The organism is Binatus sp. (SeqCode), assembly GCF_035272065.1.
Classification (GTDB): domain Bacteria; phylum Desulfobacterota; class Binatia; order Binatales; family Binataceae; genus Binatus.
Map to the genome: position 1 here is coordinate 1 of NZ_DATEQZ010000067.1, position 20658 is coordinate 20658.

The following is a 20658-nucleotide window of genomic DNA, read 5'->3' on the forward strand; positions in this document are numbered from 1 at the left end:
AATCCATCCGATGGTTTTCCATGTGCGCGCGATCGCAGGCTTCAGTCGCCGAAAACTTCGCCGGCCGCTTGTGCCGCCGCTGCGACCGTTCGATCGACATCGGCGCGCGAAATTCCATGATGCGTCACGGCGCGGAAAGACGTCATGTCGCGCGGCGATATCAGCACCCCCCGCTGATGCATCGCCGCCATGAACCGCCCCAATGCCTCCCAGCCGCCGTCCACGCCGACTACGACCATGTTGGTTCGATTCTTGACCGCTCGCACGTTCAGTCCCGCCACCAGCGCAAACCCCTGCGCCAGCGCGCGCGCGTTCTGATGATCCTCGGCCAGCCGATCCACCATCGTGGTCAGCGCGACGATTCCCGCCGCCGCGATTATTCCCGCCTGCCGCATTCCTCCACCCAGGATTTTGCGGGTCCGTCGCGCTCCGGCGATAAATTCGCGGCTCCCGCACAGAACCGAGCCCACCGGGCATCCAAGCCCCTTCGACAGGCAAAACGACACCGTATCCGCGGCGCTCGCGATCTCCTTGGGCGTCGTTTCCAGCGCGAGCGCCGCGTTGAAGATTCGCGCGCCGTCGAGATGAAGCCGGAGGTTTCGGCGATGCGCCGCGGCGGAAACTTCCGCCATGTGCGACAGCTTGATCGGCGCGCCGCCGCATTGGTTGTGAGTGTTCTCGAGCACCACCAGCGCCGGCGGCGCGAAATGTTCGTCAGCCGGCATTCCCAGCTCGCGCGCCAGTTCGTCCGCGTCGAGCTCGCCGTCCTCGGTGTTGGCAATCGCGGTCAGCACGATCCCTCCCAGGGCCGACGCGCCGCCTGCCTCGAAAAGATTGGTGTGCGACCGCGCGCCGACGATCGCCTTGGTCCCGCGCGCGCAATGCGTCAGCATCGCGGCCAGATTGCCCATCGTGCCGCTGGGCACGAGCAACGCCGCCTCTTTCCCCATCATCGACGCCGCCATCGCCTGCAGCCGGTTCACGCTCGGGTCTTCGCCGTAAACGTCGTCACCCAGCTCGGCGCGCGCGATCGCCTCGCGCATCTCGGGCGTCGGCAAGGTAACCGTGTCGCTGCGCAGATCGATCAAGACGCGATGCCCGTCGCGCGTGCCCTACTGCCCCGGAGGATAGACCGTGGTGAAGTTGCCGCTGGTCGTATCGACGACCTCCACGGCGTTTTCCGTGGTGTCGGAGAAGTACAGCTGCTTGCCGTCGCTGCTGAGCGCGCAGCCCGAACCGATATGCCCGTTGACCAGCGTCAGTTTGGTTACGGTGTTGGCGGTGAGATCGATCTTGCGAATCGAATGATTGTCGGCGTCCAGCACGTAGAGCGTCGTTCCGTCGGTGCATATCGCGCCGGGATTGTTGAACTGCGCTTCCAGCGCGGGACCGTCCTTGTCCCCTTCCGCGCCGGTGCCCGCAATCGTGCTGGTCTGCAGCGTCGAGAGATCGATCTTGCGGATCACGTCATTGCCGGTATCCGCGACGTAGATGGCTTTTTTGTCAACCGCGATTCCACGCGGTCCGCTGAACTGTGACTTGTCCGGATTTCCCTCGGTCTTGCCCGCCGTGCCCCCCTGTCCTGCGATCGTCTTGACCTTCATGTCGGCAAGCGTGATGCGCCGGATCGTGTTGTTGCCGCTGTCGGCTACGTACAGCGCGGTGCCGTCGGTCGCGATCTGCGTGGGCAGGTTGAAATGCGCCGCCGAGCCGGTGCCGTCTTCGGTGCCCCCGATATTCGCCGTCCCCGCAATCGTGGTGACCGTCCCGCTGCCGATATTGATCTTGCGGATGTCGGAATTGTCAGTGTCGCAAAGATAGAGATCCTGCCCGGAGATCGCCATCCCGTCCGGGCTGTTGAAGCGCGCCGAATCGCCGGTGCCGTCGTTGCTGCCTTGCTGGAAAAGTTTGCCGGCGAGGATTCGGAGCGATTTCGACGCCGCATCGATCGCTCCGATCGTATTGTTGCGGCTGTTCGAAACGAAAACCGTGCGGCCGTCGCTCGCCAGCCCAGCCGGGAAATCCAGCCTCGGTCCGGTCTGTGCCTGGAGCCCCTGCATCTCTTGCGCCATGGCGGATGCGCCTGCAACGAGCATCGCGGCTGAAACCGAAACCAGAATCACCTTGAACTTTGCGGAGACTGTCATTTGCGCGACCTCGCTGAATTTGTTGGCGTCATTCGCGTCGATTCCCCAATCTTGCCGCAACTTATGGAAAGATCGCCTTTACCACTTCGTCGATCGCGCGTTTGCTGTCGGCTTCGTCGGTCAGCGACCACGTGACCGCGACGGTCGCGGCGCGCCGTGGCGCAATCCCCTGCCGGATCAGCTCCCCGGCGTAGATCAACAGGCGCGTCGAGACCCCCTCTTCCAATCCCGACGCCTTCAGATGTCGCACCTTCTCGCCTAGCACCGCGAGTTGCAGCGCGATATCCTGCTCGACTCCCGCCTCGTGCGCGATAATCTCGACTTCCTTGTCCGCCGGCGGATACGTGAACTCGATCGTCACGAAGCGCTGGCGCGTCGAATGCTTCAGGTTTTTCTGGATGCTCTGGTAGCCGGGATTGTACGAAATCACCAGCAGGAATCCGTTGTGCGCCGTGATCGTCTCGCCGCGCTTTTCGATCGGCAGAATCCGCCGGTGATCCGACAGCGGATGAATCAGCACCGTCGTGTCCTTGCGCGCTTCCACTATTTCATCGAGGTAACAAATCGCGCCGCGCCGCACCGCCTGCGTCAGCGGACCGTCAACCCACACCGTCTCGTCGGCCTGGATCAGGAAGCGCCCCACCAGGTCGCTGCCGGTCAGATCCTCGTGACACGCAACCGTTATCAACTCATTGGGTCCGTCGGCCAGCGAGGACAGCTGATGCGCCATGTGCTCGACGAAGCGCGTCTTGCCGCACCCGGTCGGTCCTTTGAGCAGCACGGGCAGACGCGCTTTGTACGCGGCGGTGAAGATTTCCACTTCGTCGCCAATCGGCAGGTAAAACGGCGCCGCAGCCGGATCGAGATGGCGTACCTCGGGTCCTTCGGCCTGCAGCCTGGTGTCGAACTTCTTTAACTCGATCCCCATCGCTTCCTTCTGGGCAGACGATTTGACTCGTCAAGGCGCGATTCTAAGAGACTTTCGCGCAACCATTCAAGGCAAACCTGCGCCCCGAAATCCCCCTCCAGGCGCCCGGCCCTCCACGCAACGCCGGATTTTTTCTCTCCTCACTCATGCTTCAGACCGGAGCCTTCGGCGGCGCTCAGGGTGAACTCCGCCCGCATCTTTGTTTTATTGATGGGTGCAGGGGTCACCCCTGCTCAGCCGCGACGCTGCTGATAGGTCGCCGTGCCGTCGCGATTATCCTTGACCTCGTAGCCGCGCCGCTCGATTTCCTTGCGCAGTTCATCGGCGAGTTGAAAGTCTTTCGCCTTGCGAGCCGCCGTTCGATCGTCGATCAATTGCTGCACGTCCGCTTCGATCGAGCCCGCGTGCGCCGACTCGCGATGCTTTGCCAGGTCGAGCCCCAGCACCGCGTCGAGCGCTCGCAATGTCGGCCACGCCCGGAAATCCTTGCGCCGGTATGCTTCCGCGATCAGTTCCAGAGCCACCGCTAGCGCCTGCGGCGTGTTCAGATCGTTGTTAATTGCGCCGTGAAAGCGCTCGTAGTACTCCGCTGCCCATCCCGCCGCCTCGACCCCGTCCGCCGCCGCGCCGGCCGGCACGCTGCGCGCGAACTCCCGAAAATAATCGAGATTGCTCTGCGCCGCACGGATCGCGTCGTCGTTGAATGCAATCTCGGAACGGTACTTCGCGCCGTAACAGAAAATTCGAAACGCCTGCGGATCGATCCCCGCCGCCCCAAGATCGCTCAGCAGCGGGAACTTGCCCGCGCTCTTGCTGATCTTGGCCCCCTCTCTGCCGACCAGGAACGCGTTGTGCACGAAGTAGCGCGCGAACGGCTGGTGCGTGGCGCTTTCAGATTGCGCGATCTCGTTCTCGTGATGCACCGGGATGTGATCGATGCCGCCGGTGTGGATGTCGATAGTCTCGCCCAGGTACTTCATCGCCATCGCCGAGCACTCGATATGCCAGCCCGGGTAGCCGCGTCCCCACGGACTCTCCCATTGCATCAGATGGCCCGGCTGGTCGAGCACCCACAGCGCGAAATCGTGCGGGCTATGCTTGTCGGCCGAATGCTCGAGGCGCTGCGTGGCGCTCTGCTCGTCGAGGCTCTGACGCGAGAGCCGCCCGGCCCGGTTGCTCCCGCGATACTTCTCGACGTCGAAGTACACCCCGCTTTTCGTGACGTACGCGAATCCCGCGTCGATAATTCTCGCGCTAAGCGCGATCATGTCGCCGATATGATCGGTCGCGCGCGACCACACCTGCGGCGGCTCGAGATTGAGCGCGGCGCAATCGCGCCGGAACTGCTCGAAATAATAGTTTGCGACTTCCAGTGGCGATTTCCCTTGCGCCCGTGCGGTTTTCTCGACTTTGTCCTCGCCTTCGTCCACGTCCCCCGTCATGTGGCCGACGTCCGTCACGTTCATCACGTGGCGCACCCGGTAGCCGTTGAACTCCAGCGACCGGCGCAGGCTGTCCACGAACACGTACGCGCGCAGATTCCCAAGATGCTGCGGCAGATAGACCGTTGGCCCGCATGAATACAGCGTCACCTCGGGCGGCTTGAGCGCCTGAAATTCCTCGACCGCGCGGCTCAGCGAATTGAAAATGTAGAATGGTTTCACGAGTGCAGGCGTACAGCTTACCGTGCGCTCGCGATCTCGAACAAGGCGCGCCGTTAATGCTCCGGGACTGCCGGTGTCTTCAACTTGCCGCGCGCATCGCGTGCGTATCGCGACGCGGCGATCCGCTTGTACTGCCGATCCGCCAGCCACGCGTACGGCGGGAGGTACCACAGGTACGCGAGATAGCCCCGCAGCCCGCGCTGCCGCCGCAGTATTTCGTTGATCGCCCGCGCGCCGCGGTACACGCGCCCGCTCTCGTCCACCGCGTGCAATTCCTCTAGCAGATTTTCCAGCTTCAACCCGGGAAACTGCGCGCGCACTTCTTCGCGATGTAGATCGAGCGGCTCGATCGCTCCCGAGTTGTCAAATTGCAGGATTCCGTCGAGACTCGCCCGGCACATCTCGCACGACCCGTCGTACAAAATCGCCAGCTTGCCCGCCGTCGCCTTGCCGTCGCCAGTTGCTCGCTCACCCGCGCTCATCGCGATCGCCTCGCCCCTTCGGGGTCAGCGCCTCGACAACCTCGGATTCGCATTCATCCGGTGCAGCCTTGCGTTCTCGTTGATGATTCGCCATTCGTAGCCGTCGAGCAGCGACACCCATGCCGATTCGATCGTGTTCGACGATTTGGCCAGCGTCGTCCACACCAACTCCCCGTCGGCAAATTTCTTCACCGATACGACGTCCGCCTCGGTCGAAGCGCCGGTCGCATGCTGGTAGGTTTCGATCACCTTCACCGGCTCGAGGTACGGAAAATATTTCAGCAGCGCCTTGCGCAGCGCCACGTCGAGCGCGTGCAACACGCCGACGCCCGACGCCGCTTCGGTTTCCTCGACGTTGCCAATTCGGATTACGACCGTCGCATCGACCGTCATCCTGCCTTCGTTGACGTCGTCGATCACCCGCCGCCGCACGATCTCGAACGGCGCCACGTAGTCGCTCGAGGCGCGCAGCTTGGCCAGTTCGAGCGACGCCTGCGGCAGTTCCGCTTCGTAAAAGTCTGCCTGACGTTCAGTACTCATCGGGCTTACCCGCAATTTCCCGCTATGCTTCCACTTTGATTATCAATAGCGACGCCGTGGCTTTCAAGGACGAATAGACTTGCCATAATGGTTGACTCGTGACTCGCGTGCGCTGACGATGCGCGCGCAACAAAATCGCAATGATCGGCAAAACCGGTAATTCATGATAACCCTCGATCGAGCTGATTCGCCACGCCTCCTCGCTTCGCGATTGTTGCCCTTCCATCGAGCGAAGGCGTCAGCAGTTAGGTTGCTGATAGTCGCCGCGGCTGCCATCGCAATCTTCCTCGCCCGGCCCGATCCCGCCCGCGCCACCCAGGTCAGGATTCCGCTCACCATCGACTACCTCGCACTGCGCGAAGCGCTCAAGCGCAATCTTTTTACCGCGCCCGGCGGACGCGCTCAGCTTTGGAACGGCATCGACGATTGCCAGTTTCTTTACGCTGAAAATCCCGAGTTCTCACGCGCCACCGCGGGCGGCCCGGCCACCGTAAAGCTCGAAACCGCCGACAGCCTCGGCTTGGGCGTCTCGATGGGTTCTCAATGCCTCAACGCTATCCAATGGAGCGGCATCGTCGAGGCGCTCGGCGTCCCATACATCGCGCCCGGCCTCCAGCTTAAATTTCATTTCACCGATTTGAATCTCTACGACTCCGCTCATCAGAAAACGCAGCTCGCCAGTCGGGGCTTCGACCTGATCAAGAGTTATCTCATTCCGCAGCTCGACGACTTTTCTTACGACCTCAAACCCGCCGTTGCGCAGCTCGGCGCGATGGTCTCGGATTCGATCGCGCCCGAGGCCGCCGGCCGCGTCCGCGCCGCAATCGCATCGCTCGCCGCCGAGCCCGACATCGTCGCGCTCGACGACGGCATCCGAGTCACGCTCGTGATGACGATCCCCGACGTCCCGACTCCAACGGCAATTCCCGGTGCAGCGGCCCCGCCCGCGTCCGCGCCGGTGGCGACCGCGTCGCCCACGACCGCCGAGCTCAAAGCCTTTCAGGACACGCTCGATCAGTGGGACGCGTTTCTGGTTTTTTCGATCAAGCAGCTCGGCGACGCGGTCGGCGACCAACCGTTCCGCGACCAGTTGCTGCAAATCCTGCTCGACAGCCGCTACCGCCTCGTCCAGGCGCTGAATAATCCGCCCGCTGCCGCCGAGCCCGATCCGGTGCGCGTGCTGTTCCTTGACGAATGGCGTCAGTTGCACGACGCGGTGCGCGCCGCCGCCCGGCGCGGGATGCTCGGGGCGCACGCGTTCGAATTCATGTCGTTCATCTCGGCCGGCGACGCGTTGTTTGCGCTCGATCAGGCGGCGCCCGCACTTGGGATGCGCATTTCGGCCGCCGACCTTCGCCGCCTCGCGCATATCATGGCGCCCGGCGCGCCCGGCGATCCGCTTCAATTCAACTACCGCGAAGATCGTGACCTGAAAAAACTTTTCGCCGTCCCCGAGCCGCCCGCCAGCCGCCACCCAATCGAAGAACAGGACGTGCCGCCGTCCGCCCCCAGCGCGTCTCCGAGTTCAGGTGGCGCGAGCACCCCTGCGGCGGATGCGTCTCCCGGCAGCTCCATCCCTCTCCCGTCGCCCGGACCCGGCGCCAGCCGTCGAGCATCGCGCCGAATCGTCCGCCTTGCTCCTCTCCTCTTGCGGATGCTCTCCGTCCTGTCGCCACGAGAGGCCGCCGCCGCCCAGCAGGACAAGGACGACGAGCGCGCGATGCTCCCCCGCCTCCGCGACGTCGCCGATCGCCTCTACCGTCTCGTCGTCACCGAAGACAACGCCCAGACTTATCGCCGCGACATGGGCCTGCTGCTCGATCTCAGCGCCGAACGCCAACTCGGCGAAAGCGCCGTTGACCCCGGCGACTCCCCCACCTATGTGACGCTCGTGCGCAGTGCGGCGTGGCAGGAAAGCTGCTGGCGACAGTTCGTGATGGCCCGGGCGGGCATCCGATGGCTTGAATCTGCAACCGGCGACATCGGGCTGATGCAGGTGAATAAGCACGTCTGGCGCGGGTTTTACGATCTCGATCGCCTTAAGTGGGACGTTCTCTACAATGCGGGCGCGGGCTGCGAGATTCTTGCGCGCATGATGCGCTATGCGTCCGCTCAGCCCAAGTTCGATCCCGTGCCGGTCGCCGGCCATCTCGCCCGATCTGCCTACGCGGCCTACAACGGCGGTCCGGGCGCGTGCAATCGATGGCGTCGGCGGCGGGAGCCGCCTGCGCTCAAACGAATCGATTCCAGCTTCTGGGACAAGTACCGCGCGGTCCAGGACGGAACCCCGATCGACATCCTCACTTGCGCCCGCGCCTGGGGCCACCCCTCCGCCAACTAAGATGCGCAGTCCGCGTCTTCTCCATCCTCCGGCGTCGGCGCGGTTTCAATTGACGCGACGCGCCCGGCATCATCATAATCGCACCGGCTGACACTGTTCCCGATGCGGTGGCTTGAGGCGGCGCGATGAGATGTCCCCAGTGCGGTAACGACACCCAGCAAGGCGCCGCCTTCTGCTCGCGATGCGGTGCGCGGATGTACGCGCCCAAGCCCGCCACCGTGCGCGAGTACGCGCTCGCCCAATTCCGTCCCTCGCTATGGTACTACGCCAACGGCTTCCTCTTCGGCGGAGTGCTGATCGCGATGGGCGCCATTTGGCTGTACGTCAAGCGCGAACCGATTCAGGCCGGCTTCGCGGTAATCGGCGTCGGCGCGCTGACCTTCATCGTCACCATGATTCGCGCCAGGACCATCAGTTGGAGTCTCACTTCCGATCGCTTGATCGAAAAGCGCGGGCTGCTCGCGTCACGCCGTCGCGAGATGGAACTGGCCGACATCCGCTCGGTCGAGGTCAGCAAGCGCGTCGGTCAACGGATGATCGGACTTGGCGACGTCACGATCGCGTCCGCCGCCAGCGCCGACTACGCGATCCGTCTCAACGACATCGGCGCTCCCGATGAAACCGCTGAAACGATTCGCAAAGCGCGCCTGAAACGGATGGCGTAAACCACGACACGCAACCGGTGACTGACGAGCATCGACTATCGCGATGAGCAAGCGGCCCGACCTGCGCTACGAACGGCGCCTGTGGAAACTCGGCATCGACGCCGTCGCCGGCGTTGACGAGGCCGGCGTCGGTCCGATGGCCGGTCCCGTCGTTGCGGCCGCCGTGGTCTTCGCACCCGAGACATTCATCAGCGGTGTGCACGATTCCAAACAGTTGACCCACGAACAGCGCGAGCAACTGTTCGCCCCGATCCGCGACCGCGCCATCGCGGTCGGCGTCGGCATCGCCGAGGTCACCGAAATCGATCGCCTCAATATTTATTGGGCCACGATGTCCGCGAGCCGCCGCGCGCTGTCCGCATTGAATCTGGCGCCCGGCCACGTGCTCGTCGATGGCCGCCTGATTCCGGGCCTCGAACTTCCGCAGACCCCAATCGTAGGCGGCGATCGCAAAAGTTTCTGCATCGCGGCCGCCTCCATCGTCGCCAAAGTCACGCGCGATCGCATGATGGTCGCCCTCGACGCGCTCTACCCCGGCTACGGCTTCGCGCAACACAAGGGCTATTGCACCAGCGAGCACATGCAGTCGCTCGCCAGGCTCGGCCCGTCGCCGATTCATCGGCGCTCGTTCGGGCCCGTCGCCGCCGCCGTCCAACGCCCACTACTCTGACTCTCGCTGACCCGCGCGCCGGTATCCAGGCGAATCGACGCAACGGTCGCTCGATTGTGGCGGCGCGGATCGGGATCGAAGCGTGGCTAGCGGCGGCGGGTCCTTGCTTCGCGGGCTTCGCGCGCGCGCATCGCCTCGGCCGGAGTCATGATCAGCCGCGGCTCCTGCTCGGCCTTCTGCTGCTCGGCCGCCGCTACCGTGCCAAGCTGGGTGCGGATGAAGGCCTGGAAGAAAAGCACCTTCGTCACGTCGATTTCGTCGCGCAGCCGTGCCGCCGCCGCCGCGGCCCATCCCGCCTGCGCGCGGCGTCCGACCCGCGCCATGTAGTACGCGAGATCCTCGAGCCGCCGCTGGACTGCGCGCCCGTTGCCGCCCGTCAGCAGTTCCGCAGTCGCGCGATCGATCACGGCATTCACGCGTTCCTGCTTGTGGAGCGGATTCAAGACGATCACGCTCTCGCCGGCGCGGGCAATCTCCTCGACGTAGGGTTTGAGGATCGCGTCGGGCAGCCGCCATTCGAGCAGTTCCGGTTCCTTGAGCAGCTCGACTGACGGCTCGCCGGCCGCCTCGGCGCCGAGCTCGGCATATACCGGATGAAGCAGTTCAGTCGGCGGCGGCGACGCGATCAACTCGGAGCGCAGCGTGAGAAAGTTTCCCACGTGACCGCGCCGCGACTCGGGCGTGACGCGCCAGGCCTCGCACGCGATAAAGTCCGCGACGCGCCAATCGGCGTCAACCAGCTTGACCTGCGCGCGCCGCTCGAGTTCTTCGCGTTCGGATTTCAGCTCGCGCCGCGACAGCGCGCCGTTCTGCGCGCCGACCAGTCCCTCGCGCTCGGAGATCAGCGCCCACAGCCGGATCACGCCGCCCTGCACGCGCGGCTTGACGATCCAGACGATGCGCGCGCCTTCGCTGTCGATCGGCGAGAGCATCGCGGTTTTTTCAGTGGCGTTGTCGTGGATGGTGCTGGCGGCAGCAGCAGTGGCCGCGGGCGCGTCGATTCCGCGTTGCTTCAGCTTGTACAGCGCGCGGCGGACTTCGCGCCGGATAGCGCCGGCCGCGCCGGCTTCCATCTCCGCGAGCATCGCGGCGGCGCCAGCGTCTGCAATCTTGCCGAGCGCGCGCGCGATTGCGCCGTCCGCGATGCCGGCGCTGCCCTTGAGCTCGCGGATTTTCGCGAGCGCGTCGGCGGGCGCGAGCGCGGCGTCGAAGCCTGCCTCGATCAGTTTCAAATCGTCAGGATTGGTTTCCCGTGAACTACTCAAATGAATGCCGTGCGTACGCGGATTTCCGTGCGATAAAGACTGCGAGTCGTGGGAGCCTATGCGCGGGCTTCCCGAGCTGTCAAGTTTCCCCGCCCGTTGGCACGGGAGGCCGGTATTAAGAAACGGCGCGCCCCCGGCAGTGACCGCGCGCGACAACGGAGCGCGGCGTTAACGTTGGGTGCAGGGGTTACCCCTGCCGAAGCCCTAGCTGGCCAGGCCGAAGAAGTCGTCGAACAATTTGCCGGTTGAGCTGTGCACCGCAAGCGCTTCGAACGGGTCCGGTCTGTTGCGGCGCGATGGAAACTCCTTTGGCCTGAAAACCGGGCTCGAACTTTGCCTTTGCAAACCCCCAGGCGTCGCTGCTAATCCGATTCATGATTGAAGATGGAAATTCCGGTTAAAGTCCACCGTCTGCCACGCGTGCTGATCTACGTCCTGGTTGCGGTCCTTTGCGCTGCGGGACTAGCGGCCGCCCACGGATCGAGGATTGTAGACAATTGGCACGTACCGCAGTGGGAAGACTCAATGTTCTTCCAGTACAACAAAAACGAAATACACAGCCTCTGGGACTGTTTCGTAAAGAGGGGCGCTTGGGGCGGTCTTTATCGGCCGCTCACCACTAATCTCTACTACTATGTCGGCGGCATAGCGCTGGGCAATCGGATCGAGGCTTATCACTTTATCAACGTCGTGTTCGTGGTTCTCAATGCCGTGCTCCTCTACCGATTGGCAACGCTTTGGTTGGGCGCTTGGTGGGCGATGATCCCGGCGGTCCTGTTCGCCTCCAGACTCGCACTGGTCGAGGTCGTGTTGCACACCTGTGAGTTTCAAGGATTGGTCTACGTGTTCTTCACAATACTTTCGGTGGAGTTCTTCGTTCGCTCCCGGCTGTCCGATAGCTCGTGGCTACTGGCCTTGTCGGCGCTGGCATTCTGCCTGGATCTGATCAGCAAAGAGTCAGCGGTTGTCCTGCCTGCGATGCTGATTGTGTATGGGAGGTTGTTAGGCGGCCGGTTTGTTCTTCGTCCATACCTGGTGCATCCGATGATTGCACTTTCATGGTGGATACTCTTCGTCCTTGTACTCCGCCACCATCAGCCGTCGGGGTTTGACTACGATTGGTCGGTTTCGAATGTGCTGCGCGACTACGCTGGCTATTTTCTCGACTTTTCGAATTGGCTTATCGCCCCGCTGGGGGACTACATAATGCCTGCGCAGGTGGCCGCACTCGCCGGCACATTCTATATGCGCTTATTGTTGGGCGTCCTGATCGTATCGGAAATAGCGCTGCTCTTGTTCCCCAGGTTGCTCAAGACCCGGGATCTGCGGCTGGCTGCCTTCGGCTTCGCATGGTTTCTGATCGCAACCCTGCCCTTTGCGATTTTCAAGGGTCGTTTGTTCATGCGCTATAGCTACTTGGGGCATGCGGGACTCGCGCTTTGCGTAGGTGCTCTCGTCAGAGGCGCTATCGGGTTGTTCCGCACGCGCCAACCAGTAGCTCTTCCTCAGGTAAGCGAGACCATTCAGGTCGCGTAAGATAGTCTGTGCCGATGCCTTGTCTGGGGCCGGGAATGAACCGGCCAGGCGCCGGCCGCGCCGCGGCCCGATCTGATCGGCGTGTCGTACTTCGAGATGCTCGCGAAGCCCTAGCCGCTGAAGATTGCGTCGGCGCCGGTGGACTCGAGCGCCGAGTCCACGAATTCGCGATCGGCGGCGCTGAGCGCCAAGCGGGCTTCGCGCAGCCATCCCAGGCACTTGCCCTGGTAGGGGAAGGGTTGCTGCACCCACGCGCGCCCGTCGATCTCGCATCGCACTTCACTTGCGCGCGAAGCAAGCGCACGGGCGTTGGCGAGTAGAAAGGGGGCATAGACGCGGCCAATCTCGATCAAAAACGGGCGCAACAAGGCGACAGCATCCTCGCGCCGGAGCCAACGAGCATCTTCGACGTCGAGCGACGAGAGGTCGTCGAGATGCGAGACCCATGAAACCACGCGCGGAGTCTCGGCGGCCGCAATTGCCGCGGGCGTTGGATCGAAGTGTGCAAGCTGGCTCAACTGGCCGAAGAAACCGAAGTCGCTGGCGCCCGGCCGCGCGCCCATGAGGAACCGATTTCCTGCCACCAGATGCGAATCAAGCAGACCCAGCAAGCGGCGGTAGCTGGCCTCGATGACGGGAGTCGTCACGTCATTCGAGCCGACCACGCGCAGCCGTTCGATTTGACGGTCGGCAAAAAAGCGGGACGCCTTGGCCAGCGTGTCGCGACTCATGCCCAAATTGCGATCCAGCGCGAGCACGTGCGAGGCCTTGTCGATGTCGGCCGCGTATTTCCATCGGTAATGGAACATCGGTTTGGTGAGCCATTCGTCGGCGTAGTCCTCGAGCATCGCGTCCAGAAACGCGAGCGCGGGATCGGGCGGGATAATGGAACGCGCGGAGAACAGCTTTTCGAGCCGCTTGATCTGAAACGTCGAGTCGATCATCGCCTCGTCGGCGCGTCCTCCCTCGCCAGGGAAGACGAGCACCGGGATAAGAGCGACGGGGACCGAAGGAATATCGACGTCCTCCGCCGAGCCGCGCATTATCCACGTGAAGGGGATCCGCCGAAAGCGCATCACGGCGCGCATTTTGCGCGAGTATGGCGAGCCGAAGCCGCCGACCAGTTTCAATGGTGTCATCTCTAAGGCTCCAACTTGTTCTTGGCGCAGTCGCCGTAGCGTTGACGATCGAGGGCGCACTTCGGCCAGCCTCTCGCAAAAGTGATTTGCCAGCTAGTTCTCTGCCCCCTTCTAACAGGGCGCAGCCCGCATCTTTTCTTAGCATCGGGTGCAGGGGCCGCAGCCCCTGCCCAGGGAGGTGCGGAACCCACGGTGGGTTCCGCATTCAATAAAGTGATCCCCACCCCTGCTCATGCCGGGGCTTCCACCGGCAGCTTGGGGCTGCGCTCGGGAGGAAGATTGTCGTACAGGTCGGCGCGCAGATCGGACTTCAGCTTCGCGCAGCCCGGATCGTTCCACAGATTGCGCCATTGCATCGGATCTTCGCGCAGATTGTAGAGCTCGCCCTCGGTGCCGTCGTAGCGGATATCGGCGATCGGACCGCGCGGCGCCAGCATTGGCGGAATGTTGGCCAGGTCGAATCCATAGTCGCGAGTCGATTTCTCGTAAACGGTTAGCGTGTAGCCGTCGCGATGGATGCTGCGCAGATGCATCCCGATCGCGGCGAACTGGCTGTCCCATTCGGTGATCACGCGCTCGCGGCCCGAGCCGGGCGCGATGGGAAGCGGCTTGCCCTGCATCCAGTCGGGAACCGGGACGCCCGCGATTTGGCAGAACGTCGGCGCGAGATCGAGCTGCCCGACCGGCTCCGCGATTTCGTTACGCGTGATTTTGGCTGACGGCGCGGGACGCCAGATCATCGGCAGGCGCATCAGCGCGTCAACGTGATACGGGCCCTTGTAGAGCAAGCCGAAGTCGCCTTGCAACTCGCCGTGGTCGGTCGTGAAGAATACGTCGGTGCGCGCCTCCCATCCCCGCTCGGCGATTCGGGCCAGCACGCGGCCGCAAGCCTGGTCGATCAATTCGTTTTCGACGTGGATCATCGCGTTGACTTCGCGAATCTGATTCTCGGTCAGTTGGCACGGGACGAAGCTGGCGGGGCCGCCCTCGAAGTTGCCGAAGCGGCCCTGGTACCAATCGAGCCAATGGCGCGGTTTGCCGGCCAGTATTTTTTCAATTTTCTCGCGCGAGCCGGGATAGCCGGCCGGCAGATCGAGATCGCGCCAATTGATTCGCCGCGCCTCGTCCTGCGGCGGATCCCATGGATGATGGGGGTCGGGGAAACTCATCCACACGAACCAGTTGTCGCCGGGATCGAGCGAATCGAGGTATGCGATCGTCCGCGCCGCCACCCAGTCGGTGTGGTAATGCTCGCGCGGAATCGGATTGTACTTCACTTCGGGCGCGCCGGTGTCGCCGCCGGGAAGCGCGGTGAGAATCGGCGCGAAGCCACCGACCTCGTCGGGGTAGTTTTTCTGCAACCACAGCGAATAATGCCATCCGCCGATCGGCAAATGCATCGCCAGTTCCATCCGATCGAAGCCGCGATACGGGCCGGTTGAATTCTGGCGCGCCATATTGTTCTCGAACCATCGCCCCTGCAAATCGAAAGCGGGCTCGAAATGCGCCTTGCCCAGCAGCGCGGTGCGGTAACCGGCCTTCTCGTGAAGATAAGCCGCGACGCTCGGCGAATCGGGCGGAAGCGCAACGCCGTTGGCGACGACGCCGTGGGTGCGCACGTATTGGCCGGTAATCATGGTCGAGCGGGCCGGCATGCAGACGACATTTTGATTGTGCGCACGCCGATAGTTGATTCCGCGGTTGGCGAGCCGGTCGGCGACCGGCGTCTTCGCGATCGTGCCGCCGTTGCATCCCAGCGCGTCGTAGCGCTGCTGATCGGTGGTGATGAAAAGGATATTGCGTCCCATTGGCTTCGACTCCCGCCTGGAAATTTCATTTTTCACGTTTTCACTTTTCCCGTTGTCAGCAGCGCGCGGATGGTCGTCGCCATCACGCCTCGCGCCTCAGTTTCGGAAAGCCCCTGATGCCGGCGCATCTGCTCCCACGCGACCCAGCAAGTAGCAACGTCGAGCGCGGCGATCGTCGCCCGCTTTTCATCGGCGGCGAGTTTCGACAGTTCGGGCGCGAATGCGGCAAGCGTGGCGGCTCGCGTCAGATCGCGCGCATGCTTGAGGCGCCTGGCCAGCGCAGGGCGAAACGGTTCCATCAAGACCGCGGCGCGGCGCACGGGCGACAACGTCTCGAGCAGGCGGCCGCGCTGCGCGGAGAATCCCTCGATGCGGCGCGCCAGCGGGATCGAGACCGCAATCGGCACGGTGAGCGGCTTGACGCGCTCGGCCTGGCGGTCGGCGAGCTCGCTGTAGATCTCTTCGAGGTCGTCGAAATGATGGAACACCAGGCGGATCGAGACGCCCGCGCGTTCGGCGATTCGCGCCGCGGTGGGCCGCAGGTTGCCCTCGCCGAGAAGATCGAGCAGGGCGTCGACCACGGCGCGGCGCGTGCGAGCCGAGCGCGCAAGGCGTCCGTCGAGGATGGCAAATTGTGGCATCAGGCGCGGAACTTATTACATTAACAGTGCAATTACAAATTGGAAGAAACCGGAGCCGGATCGAGAAGCTCGAGCAGGTTCAGCGTGATGCGCAAAGTGAGGCCCCAGATTACCTGGCCGCGGTAGAGAATCGCCGGAAATTTCGAGGAACGACTGCCCGGCCCGCCGCTCTTCCATTCATAGTCACCGCGAAACTTCGGATCGCGCAGCGCGGCCAGGGGCACGTCGAAAATTTCGGCGACTTCGGAGATTTGAGGCTTGAGCGGAGCGTCGGACGGAATCACGCCGACGAATGGCGCGACGACAATTCCGCTGGTCGTCGTTTGCATGGTGGGAAAAGCGCCGACCACGTCTACGGTCGAAGGATGGATGCCGACTTCCTCGTGCGCCTCGCGCAGAGCGGCGTCGAGCAGGGTCGCATCCACGGGATCGACGCGTCCGCCCGGAAACGCGACCTGGCCGCGATGGCTGGCGACATGGTCAGAGCGGCGGATATAGACGACGTGAAGGCCGCCGTCGCGCTCGAACAGCGGCATCAGCACCGCGGCGGCGTTCGATTTGTTCGCCAGCGCCGCGCGCGGGGCGGGAGTGACGGTGGCGAGCTTGCGTCGGATGAGCTCGACCTGGCGGGCGAATGCAGTGGCGTCGCTCATCACTACAGATGATCGCGCGCAAGGGCCTGCTTGCAAGCGCGCGGCCGGTTTTCAATGCTGCCCGTGCCTGGGCTAACCTCAAGTCCGGCGGCTGCACGCGAGCGACTTCAGAACATGCGATATTTGATTGGCAGATACCACGAGATCGCGCTCAAAGGGCGCAATCAGTGGCGATTCGTGGACCAGGTCAAGCAGAATCTGCGCGATATATTCGGCGACTACCGGCTGGGCAATATCCGCAGCGTCGGGCCGCGCCTGATGGTGCAAATCCCTGAGGAGCTTAGCGACGAAACCGCAGCCGAGCGCGCGGGGTTGATTTTCGGGCTGCAGAACTTTTCGCTCAGCCATGCAACCGCTCGCGACATCGAATCGATCGCGCGCGAAGCGATCAATCGCGCCAGCGGAAGCAACGCGAGGACATTTGCGGTGCGGACCAAGCGCGAGGACAAACGGTTCGCGATGAATTCGGTGGAAATTGATCGAGCGGTTGGCGGTGAAGTGCAGGAGGCGCTCGGCTTCGAAGTGGATCTGCGCGCTCCCGAGCTCACAATTTCGATCGAGATAATGAGCGACGCCGCCTACGTGTCGGCGGGTAAGATGCCGGGTGCGGGCGGACTTCCGGTCGGCGTGACGGGGCGTGGATTGGCGCTGCTGTCGGGCGGGATCGATTCGCCGGTCGCGGCGCATCGAATGATGAGGCGCGGGCTTAGGCTGGACTTCGTACATTTTCATGCGTATCCGATCGTTTCGGCGGCCAGCCGGGAGAAGGCGGCGGAGCTTGCGGCGCATCTGACGCGATGGCAAGCGCGATCGACGCTGATGCTGGTGCCGTTTGGAAATTTGCAGCGCGAGATCGTGGCGAACACGCTGCGTCCGCTGCGCGTGGTGCTGTACCGGCGCTTCATGCTGCGAATCGCGAGCGCACTTGCAGAGCGTTCAGGCGCGACGGTGCTGGTAACGGGCGAGAGCCTGGGGCAGGTCGCCTCGCAGACGCTGGAAAACATGGCGGTGATCGAGAAGGCGGCGGCGTTTCCGGTCATGCGGCCGCTGGTCGGGATGGACAAGAACGAGATTATCGATCAGGCGCGCCGGCTGCGTACCTTCGAGACATCGATATTGCCCGACCAGGACTGCTGCACGCTGTTTGTGCCGGCGCATCCCGAGACGCGGGCGCGAATCGAGGAGGTCGAGGCGGCGGAATCGCGATTCGATATCCCGCGGATGATCGACGATGCGATCCGCGCCACCGAAGTCGAGCGTTTTTGGTTTCCGCCGCGGGCCGTGCGAGTGGCTCGGGCCGGAGCGCCCCAAACGCAGTGAATGCTGGCGAACGCCGGATCGGCGGGCGTTCGCATCGCGCGCCTTTTTTCTGATAAGCAAGACTGTTGCCTCCCAAGCCGGCGGCCAACGGGTGGAAATTGCCCATGAGCCGAGCTTGTATTTGGTGGGAGCGGCATTAGAATCGAACCGTTTGCGGCTCGCGTGAAGAGGAATTTCGACGATGACAATGAGCAGAATTCAGGCCAAGGGTGTGATGCTTGCGGCTGGCGTGGTTTGTGCGTTTCTGGTGGCGGGATGCCAGGGCCATACGCCCCAGCGCGCCGCGGAAACCTATCTGAGCAACCTGAAATTTTACAATTACCCGGCCTGCTACCAGGCGCTGTCGCATCAGGACCAGATCGATCGCACGATGGATCAGTTCCTCGGCGAAGTCCCGATGGCCCCCGAGGTGAGCAAGGACTGGTTCAAGGGCGTGCTGCGCACTTATGATTACAAGGTCGGCGACTCGAAGACCGACGGCGACAAGGCAATAGTCACGGTCAGCGTGACGCGGCCCGATCTCGCGCTCTGGGAGCGGACGGTCGATGCTTCACTTAAGGGAGATGAGACCCCCGACTCGACCGCGCAAAAGAACCTGGCTGAAAATACGTACCCCAAGGTCACCTACGACGACGCTATGGTGATGGTGAATCAGGGCGGCGAATGGCGGCTGTTCATCGATTTTCCGTTCAAAGAAAATATCATCAAGGAACACAAGGACGCCGTCGATCTCTACCACAAGCACGACTACGACAAGGCGGCGGCCGCCTATCAGAAAATTCTCGACGAACTGGACAAAGAGCAGGCGACCGGCAACGCGGGCCTCAAGTTCCAGTACGGGCGCGAGTTGGCGGATATACAAAACGCGCAGAAGCAGCTCCCCGACGCGCAGGCGTACGTACCGAAAATCGTGTTGAGCGATGTGGACATGAAGATGTCAGCGTCGCGAGTGCCGGGAATTTTCGGCAAGATGACGAACAGCGGCGACAAGCCTATCGACGAGGTTCAGTTCACGGTCACGTATTCCGAGGGCAAAGGGAAAACCAAAAAGGATGTCTTCAGCGAGGTTCACACGCCGATCGCGACGGCGCTCGAGTTCACCAACTTCGGGCGTCCGGTGCTGCCGTTCGTGCCGGGCGAGACGCGCAACTTCGGTTTCCGCCTCACGGCCCCGACCGACATCCAGCAAAAGGCGACGCCCGATTTGACGGTCACGTCGCTCGTGTTCACGCAATCGAGCGCGCCGCTGCCCAAGCCCGCGGTACTGCCATCGCCGTCGCCGTCGCCGGGAGCTTCGCCCGCGGCGGCTGCTTCAGCAGCTTCCGCGCCCGCCGCGGCGCAATCGCCGGCCAAGAACTGACGCGGTCCGCCGCAGCGGCGCCGAGCCGAGCGGCGGCACCGGGTTATCCGGTGCGAGGCGCGGTTGGGCTATTATCGAGACGGGACGCGGCATGAAGCGGCGACGGATTCGCTCAGCCCGCGCGCGCGACCGCATTGACAGTCAAACTCACAATTGCGATTCCCACGCACAATCGCGCGGCTCTGGTGCGCGAGACGCTGGCGAGTGTCGCGTCGCTCGCGATACCGGCGGGCGTCGAGGCCGACTGCCTCGTAATCGACAATGGATCGACCGACGACACCGCAGCGGTGATCGATGAATCCGCGCGTGGCGCGGCGCTTGCGATGCGGCGCGTGTTCGAACCGCGCCTGGGTTCGAGCTTTGCGCGAAATCGCGCGGTGGACGAAACCGCGTCGGACTTCATCTTCTTCATCGACGACGACGCAATAGCCGAGCGCGATTGGGCCGCCGAGCTACTCGATGCCATGCGCCGGCGCGAGCTGGACGCCGCGTGCGGAATGGTTATTGCGCGATGGACGTCGCCACCGCCCAAGTGGCTCGGGCCGAGCCTGTGGGTCAAGCTCGCGGTTCACGACCGGCGTACGATCGAGTCGGCGCCAACGTCATCTGCCGAGCGGTTGGATAATTATTTCAGCGCCAATGTCGGATTCAAGCGCTCTGCGTTCGCGCGTTTCGGGAAATTTCGCGAGGACCTCGGCGTGGTCGGCGGCAATCCTATCTCAGGCGAGGACACCGAACTGTTCGCGCGGATAATCGCGCGCGGCGGCGCCATGGGTTTTGCACCGCGCGCGATTGTGCATCATCTGATTGCGCCCGAGCGGATGACGCGCGCGTATCTGCGGCGCAAGAGCTTCGCCTTCGGCATGGGCACCGCATTTGCGGGACTGCAAAACCATAATCGCCTCGACAAGCTGGTCCGCAACGGCGTGCGCATGGCAGTTGCCGCGATGCGCGGCGATCCGGAGCGGGCGATTTATCACGAACTCGAATGCGCCAACTTCCTCGGGTACTGGCGCGGCCGCCTGATCGCAAGATAGCGCCGCGTCGCCTCGATCAATTCAGGTAACTCAGCATACCGCGCTTCAGAATTGCCGCGAGATAAGGAATCAGCTCGAGGCTCGCGAGCTCAGCCGGCGTGACCCATCGATGCTCGACGTGTTCGTCGGGCCGCAGCTGCACTTTCTGAAAAACTGTCAACCGGCACGAGTAGAGCGCCTGCAGATAGGGCTCAGAAACCATGCTGTGCAATCCGAGCAGGCGCTCGATCGCGACATCAAGCGCGGTCTCCTCCTTGACCTCGCGCAACAGGCAATCCTCGAAACTCTCGCCGAGCGCAAGATGGCCGCCGGGAAGGTCCCAGCTCCCGGCGCGATACGGCATAGCCGGCGCGCGCTTGAGCACGAGTATTCGCCCGCGACTGGCGATAACGCCATGGATGCCCACATAGAATTGCTGCTCCGCCATCGTGCTCAAGCTAGCGGGCCGCTCGCCGATGCGCC

19 protein-coding genes are annotated in these 20658 nt (G+C 63.3%); 7 read left to right on the top strand and 12 right to left on the bottom strand.

Features of this window, described 5'->3' with window-relative positions; all coding sequences use genetic code 11:
- Window positions 1–41: 41 nt before the first annotated feature.
- From ltaE to VJX68_RS13000, 6 genes are all read right to left on the bottom strand, one after another.
- Window positions 42–1088, bottom strand: a complete 1047-nt coding sequence (gene ltaE, locus VJX68_RS12975; RefSeq protein WP_324096122.1) for a low-specificity L-threonine aldolase — start codon at window positions 1086–1088, stop codon at window positions 42–44.
- 24 nt (window positions 1089–1112) lie between these two features.
- Window positions 1113–2147, bottom strand: coding sequence for an NHL repeat-containing protein (locus VJX68_RS12980; RefSeq protein ID WP_324096123.1), 1035 nt, complete (start codon window positions 2145–2147; stop codon window positions 1113–1115).
- A 61-nt stretch (window positions 2148–2208) separates the two neighbouring features.
- A complete protein-coding gene (locus VJX68_RS12985) occupies window positions 2209–3075 on the bottom strand; it encodes a CbbQ/NirQ/NorQ/GpvN family protein (protein ID WP_324096124.1) in 867 nt (288 codons plus the stop codon).
- A gap of 233 nt (window positions 3076–3308) precedes the next feature.
- Window positions 3309–4739 carry a cysteine--tRNA ligase gene (gene cysS, locus VJX68_RS12990; RefSeq protein ID WP_324096125.1) on the bottom strand — a complete coding sequence of 477 codons (1431 nt, stop codon included), beginning with the start codon at window positions 4737–4739 and terminating at the stop codon, window positions 3309–3311.
- A gap of 53 nt (window positions 4740–4792) precedes the next feature.
- Window positions 4793–5221 carry a thiol-disulfide oxidoreductase DCC family protein gene (locus VJX68_RS12995; RefSeq protein WP_324096126.1) on the bottom strand — a complete coding sequence of 143 codons (429 nt, stop codon included), beginning with the start codon at window positions 5219–5221 and terminating at the stop codon, window positions 4793–4795.
- Between the two features lie 24 nt (window positions 5222–5245).
- Window positions 5246–5761 (bottom strand): alpha-isopropylmalate synthase regulatory domain-containing protein, encoded by a 516-nt coding sequence (locus tag VJX68_RS13000; RefSeq protein ID WP_324096127.1) that lies wholly within the window; start codon window positions 5759–5761, stop codon window positions 5246–5248.
- Window positions 5762–6011: 250 nt separating this feature from the next.
- On the opposite strand from VJX68_RS13000, the gene VJX68_RS13005 reads away from it, so the two are divergent.
- The 3 genes from VJX68_RS13005 (at window position 6012) to VJX68_RS13015 (ending at window position 9437) form a co-directional block, all read left to right on the top strand.
- Entirely contained in the window at window positions 6012–8102 is a 2091-nt protein-coding gene (locus tag VJX68_RS13005) for a lytic transglycosylase domain-containing protein (RefSeq protein WP_324096128.1), read from the top strand.
- Window positions 8103–8227: 125 nt separating this feature from the next.
- Entirely contained in the window at window positions 8228–8767 is a 540-nt protein-coding gene (locus VJX68_RS13010) for a PH domain-containing protein (RefSeq protein ID WP_324096129.1), read from the top strand.
- 43 nt (window positions 8768–8810) lie between these two features.
- Entirely contained in the window at window positions 8811–9437 is a 627-nt protein-coding gene (locus tag VJX68_RS13015; RefSeq protein ID WP_324096130.1) for a ribonuclease HII, read from the top strand.
- Window positions 9438–9523: 86 nt separating this feature from the next.
- Here the strand turns inward: VJX68_RS13015 and VJX68_RS13020 are convergent, their stop codons facing one another.
- Window positions 9524–10702 (bottom strand): hypothetical protein, encoded by a 1179-nt coding sequence (locus tag VJX68_RS13020; RefSeq protein WP_324096131.1) that lies wholly within the window; start codon window positions 10700–10702, stop codon window positions 9524–9526.
- A gap of 384 nt (window positions 10703–11086) precedes the next feature.
- Here VJX68_RS13020 and VJX68_RS13025 point away from each other — a divergent pair, with 384 nt between their 5' ends.
- Window positions 11087–12238: a hypothetical protein gene (locus tag VJX68_RS13025; protein ID WP_324096132.1), complete on the top strand. Its 1152-nt coding sequence runs from the start codon at window positions 11087–11089 to the stop codon at window positions 12236–12238.
- 110 nt (window positions 12239–12348) lie between these two features.
- Here VJX68_RS13025 and VJX68_RS13030 read toward each other — a convergent pair whose 3' ends face one another.
- The 4 genes from VJX68_RS13030 to VJX68_RS13045 form a co-directional block, all read right to left on the bottom strand.
- Window positions 12349–13377: a glutathione S-transferase N-terminal domain-containing protein gene (locus VJX68_RS13030; protein WP_324096133.1), complete on the bottom strand. Its 1029-nt coding sequence runs from the start codon at window positions 13375–13377 to the stop codon at window positions 12349–12351.
- A gap of 230 nt (window positions 13378–13607) precedes the next feature.
- Window positions 13608–15185, bottom strand: a complete 1578-nt coding sequence (locus VJX68_RS13035; protein WP_324096134.1) for a sulfatase family protein — start codon at window positions 15183–15185, stop codon at window positions 13608–13610.
- A gap of 32 nt (window positions 15186–15217) precedes the next feature.
- Window positions 15218–15826, bottom strand: a complete 609-nt coding sequence (locus tag VJX68_RS13040) for a TetR/AcrR family transcriptional regulator (RefSeq protein ID WP_324096135.1) — start codon at window positions 15824–15826, stop codon at window positions 15218–15220.
- Window positions 15827–15858: 32 nt separating this feature from the next.
- Complete coding sequence (locus VJX68_RS13045; protein WP_324096136.1) at window positions 15859–16479, bottom strand: NUDIX hydrolase; 621 nt, start codon at window positions 16477–16479, stop codon at window positions 15859–15861.
- A gap of 114 nt (window positions 16480–16593) precedes the next feature.
- Between VJX68_RS13045 and thiI the strand changes: the two genes are divergently transcribed.
- The 3 genes from thiI to VJX68_RS13060 all read left to right on the top strand — a co-directional run bounded on the left by thiI (window position 16594) and on the right by VJX68_RS13060 (window position 20196).
- On the top strand, window positions 16594–17799 hold the full coding sequence (gene thiI / locus VJX68_RS13050) for a tRNA uracil 4-sulfurtransferase ThiI (RefSeq protein ID WP_324096137.1): 1206 nt from the start codon (window positions 16594–16596) through the stop codon (window positions 17797–17799).
- A 187-nt stretch (window positions 17800–17986) separates the two neighbouring features.
- Window positions 17987–19159 (top strand): hypothetical protein, encoded by a 1173-nt coding sequence (locus tag VJX68_RS13055; RefSeq protein WP_324096138.1) that lies wholly within the window; start codon window positions 17987–17989, stop codon window positions 19157–19159.
- A 134-nt stretch (window positions 19160–19293) separates the two neighbouring features.
- A complete protein-coding gene (locus tag VJX68_RS13060) occupies window positions 19294–20196 on the top strand; it encodes a glycosyltransferase family 2 protein (protein ID WP_324096139.1) in 903 nt (300 codons plus the stop codon).
- Window positions 20197–20212: 16 nt separating this feature from the next.
- Here the strand turns inward: VJX68_RS13060 and VJX68_RS13065 are convergent, their stop codons facing one another.
- Window positions 20213–20623, bottom strand: coding sequence for an NUDIX hydrolase (locus VJX68_RS13065; protein WP_324096140.1), 411 nt, complete (start codon window positions 20621–20623; stop codon window positions 20213–20215).
- Window positions 20624–20658 lie beyond the last annotated feature (35 nt).

Excerpts from the sequence above, each read along its gene's own strand:
- VJX68_RS12980 (WP_324096123.1), bottom strand. The coding sequence starts at position 2,147 with ATGACAGTCTCCGCAAAGTTCAAGGTGATTCTGGTTTCGGTTTCAGCC.
- VJX68_RS12985 (WP_324096124.1), bottom strand. The coding sequence starts at position 3,075 with ATGGGGATCGAGTTAAAGAAGTTCGACACCAGGCTGCAGGCCGAAGGA.
- VJX68_RS12995 (WP_324096126.1), bottom strand. The coding sequence starts at position 5,221 with ATGAGCGCGGGTGAGCGAGCAACTGGCGACGGCAAGGCGACGGCGGGC.
- VJX68_RS13000 (WP_324096127.1), bottom strand. The coding sequence starts at position 5,761 with ATGAGTACTGAACGTCAGGCAGACTTTTACGAAGCGGAACTGCCGCAG.
- VJX68_RS13010 (WP_324096129.1), top strand. The coding sequence starts at position 8,228 with ATGAGATGTCCCCAGTGCGGTAACGACACCCAGCAAGGCGCCGCCTTC.
- VJX68_RS13015 (WP_324096130.1), top strand. The coding sequence starts at position 8,811 with ATGAGCAAGCGGCCCGACCTGCGCTACGAACGGCGCCTGTGGAAACTC.
- VJX68_RS13025 (WP_324096132.1), top strand. The coding sequence starts at position 11,087 with ATGGAAATTCCGGTTAAAGTCCACCGTCTGCCACGCGTGCTGATCTAC.
- VJX68_RS13030 (WP_324096133.1), bottom strand. The coding sequence starts at position 13,377 with ATGACACCATTGAAACTGGTCGGCGGCTTCGGCTCGCCATACTCGCGC.
- VJX68_RS13035 (WP_324096134.1), bottom strand. The coding sequence starts at position 15,185 with ATGGGACGCAATATCCTTTTCATCACCACCGATCAGCAGCGCTACGAC.
- VJX68_RS13040 (WP_324096135.1), bottom strand. The coding sequence starts at position 15,826 with ATGCCACAATTTGCCATCCTCGACGGACGCCTTGCGCGCTCGGCTCGC.
- VJX68_RS13045 (WP_324096136.1), bottom strand. The coding sequence starts at position 16,479 with ATGAGCGACGCCACTGCATTCGCCCGCCAGGTCGAGCTCATCCGACGC.
- thiI (WP_324096137.1), top strand. The coding sequence starts at position 16,594 with ATGCGATATTTGATTGGCAGATACCACGAGATCGCGCTCAAAGGGCGC.
- VJX68_RS13055 (WP_324096138.1), top strand. The coding sequence starts at position 17,987 with ATGAGCAGAATTCAGGCCAAGGGTGTGATGCTTGCGGCTGGCGTGGTT.
- VJX68_RS13065 (WP_324096140.1), bottom strand. The coding sequence starts at position 20,623 with ATGGCGGAGCAGCAATTCTATGTGGGCATCCATGGCGTTATCGCCAGT.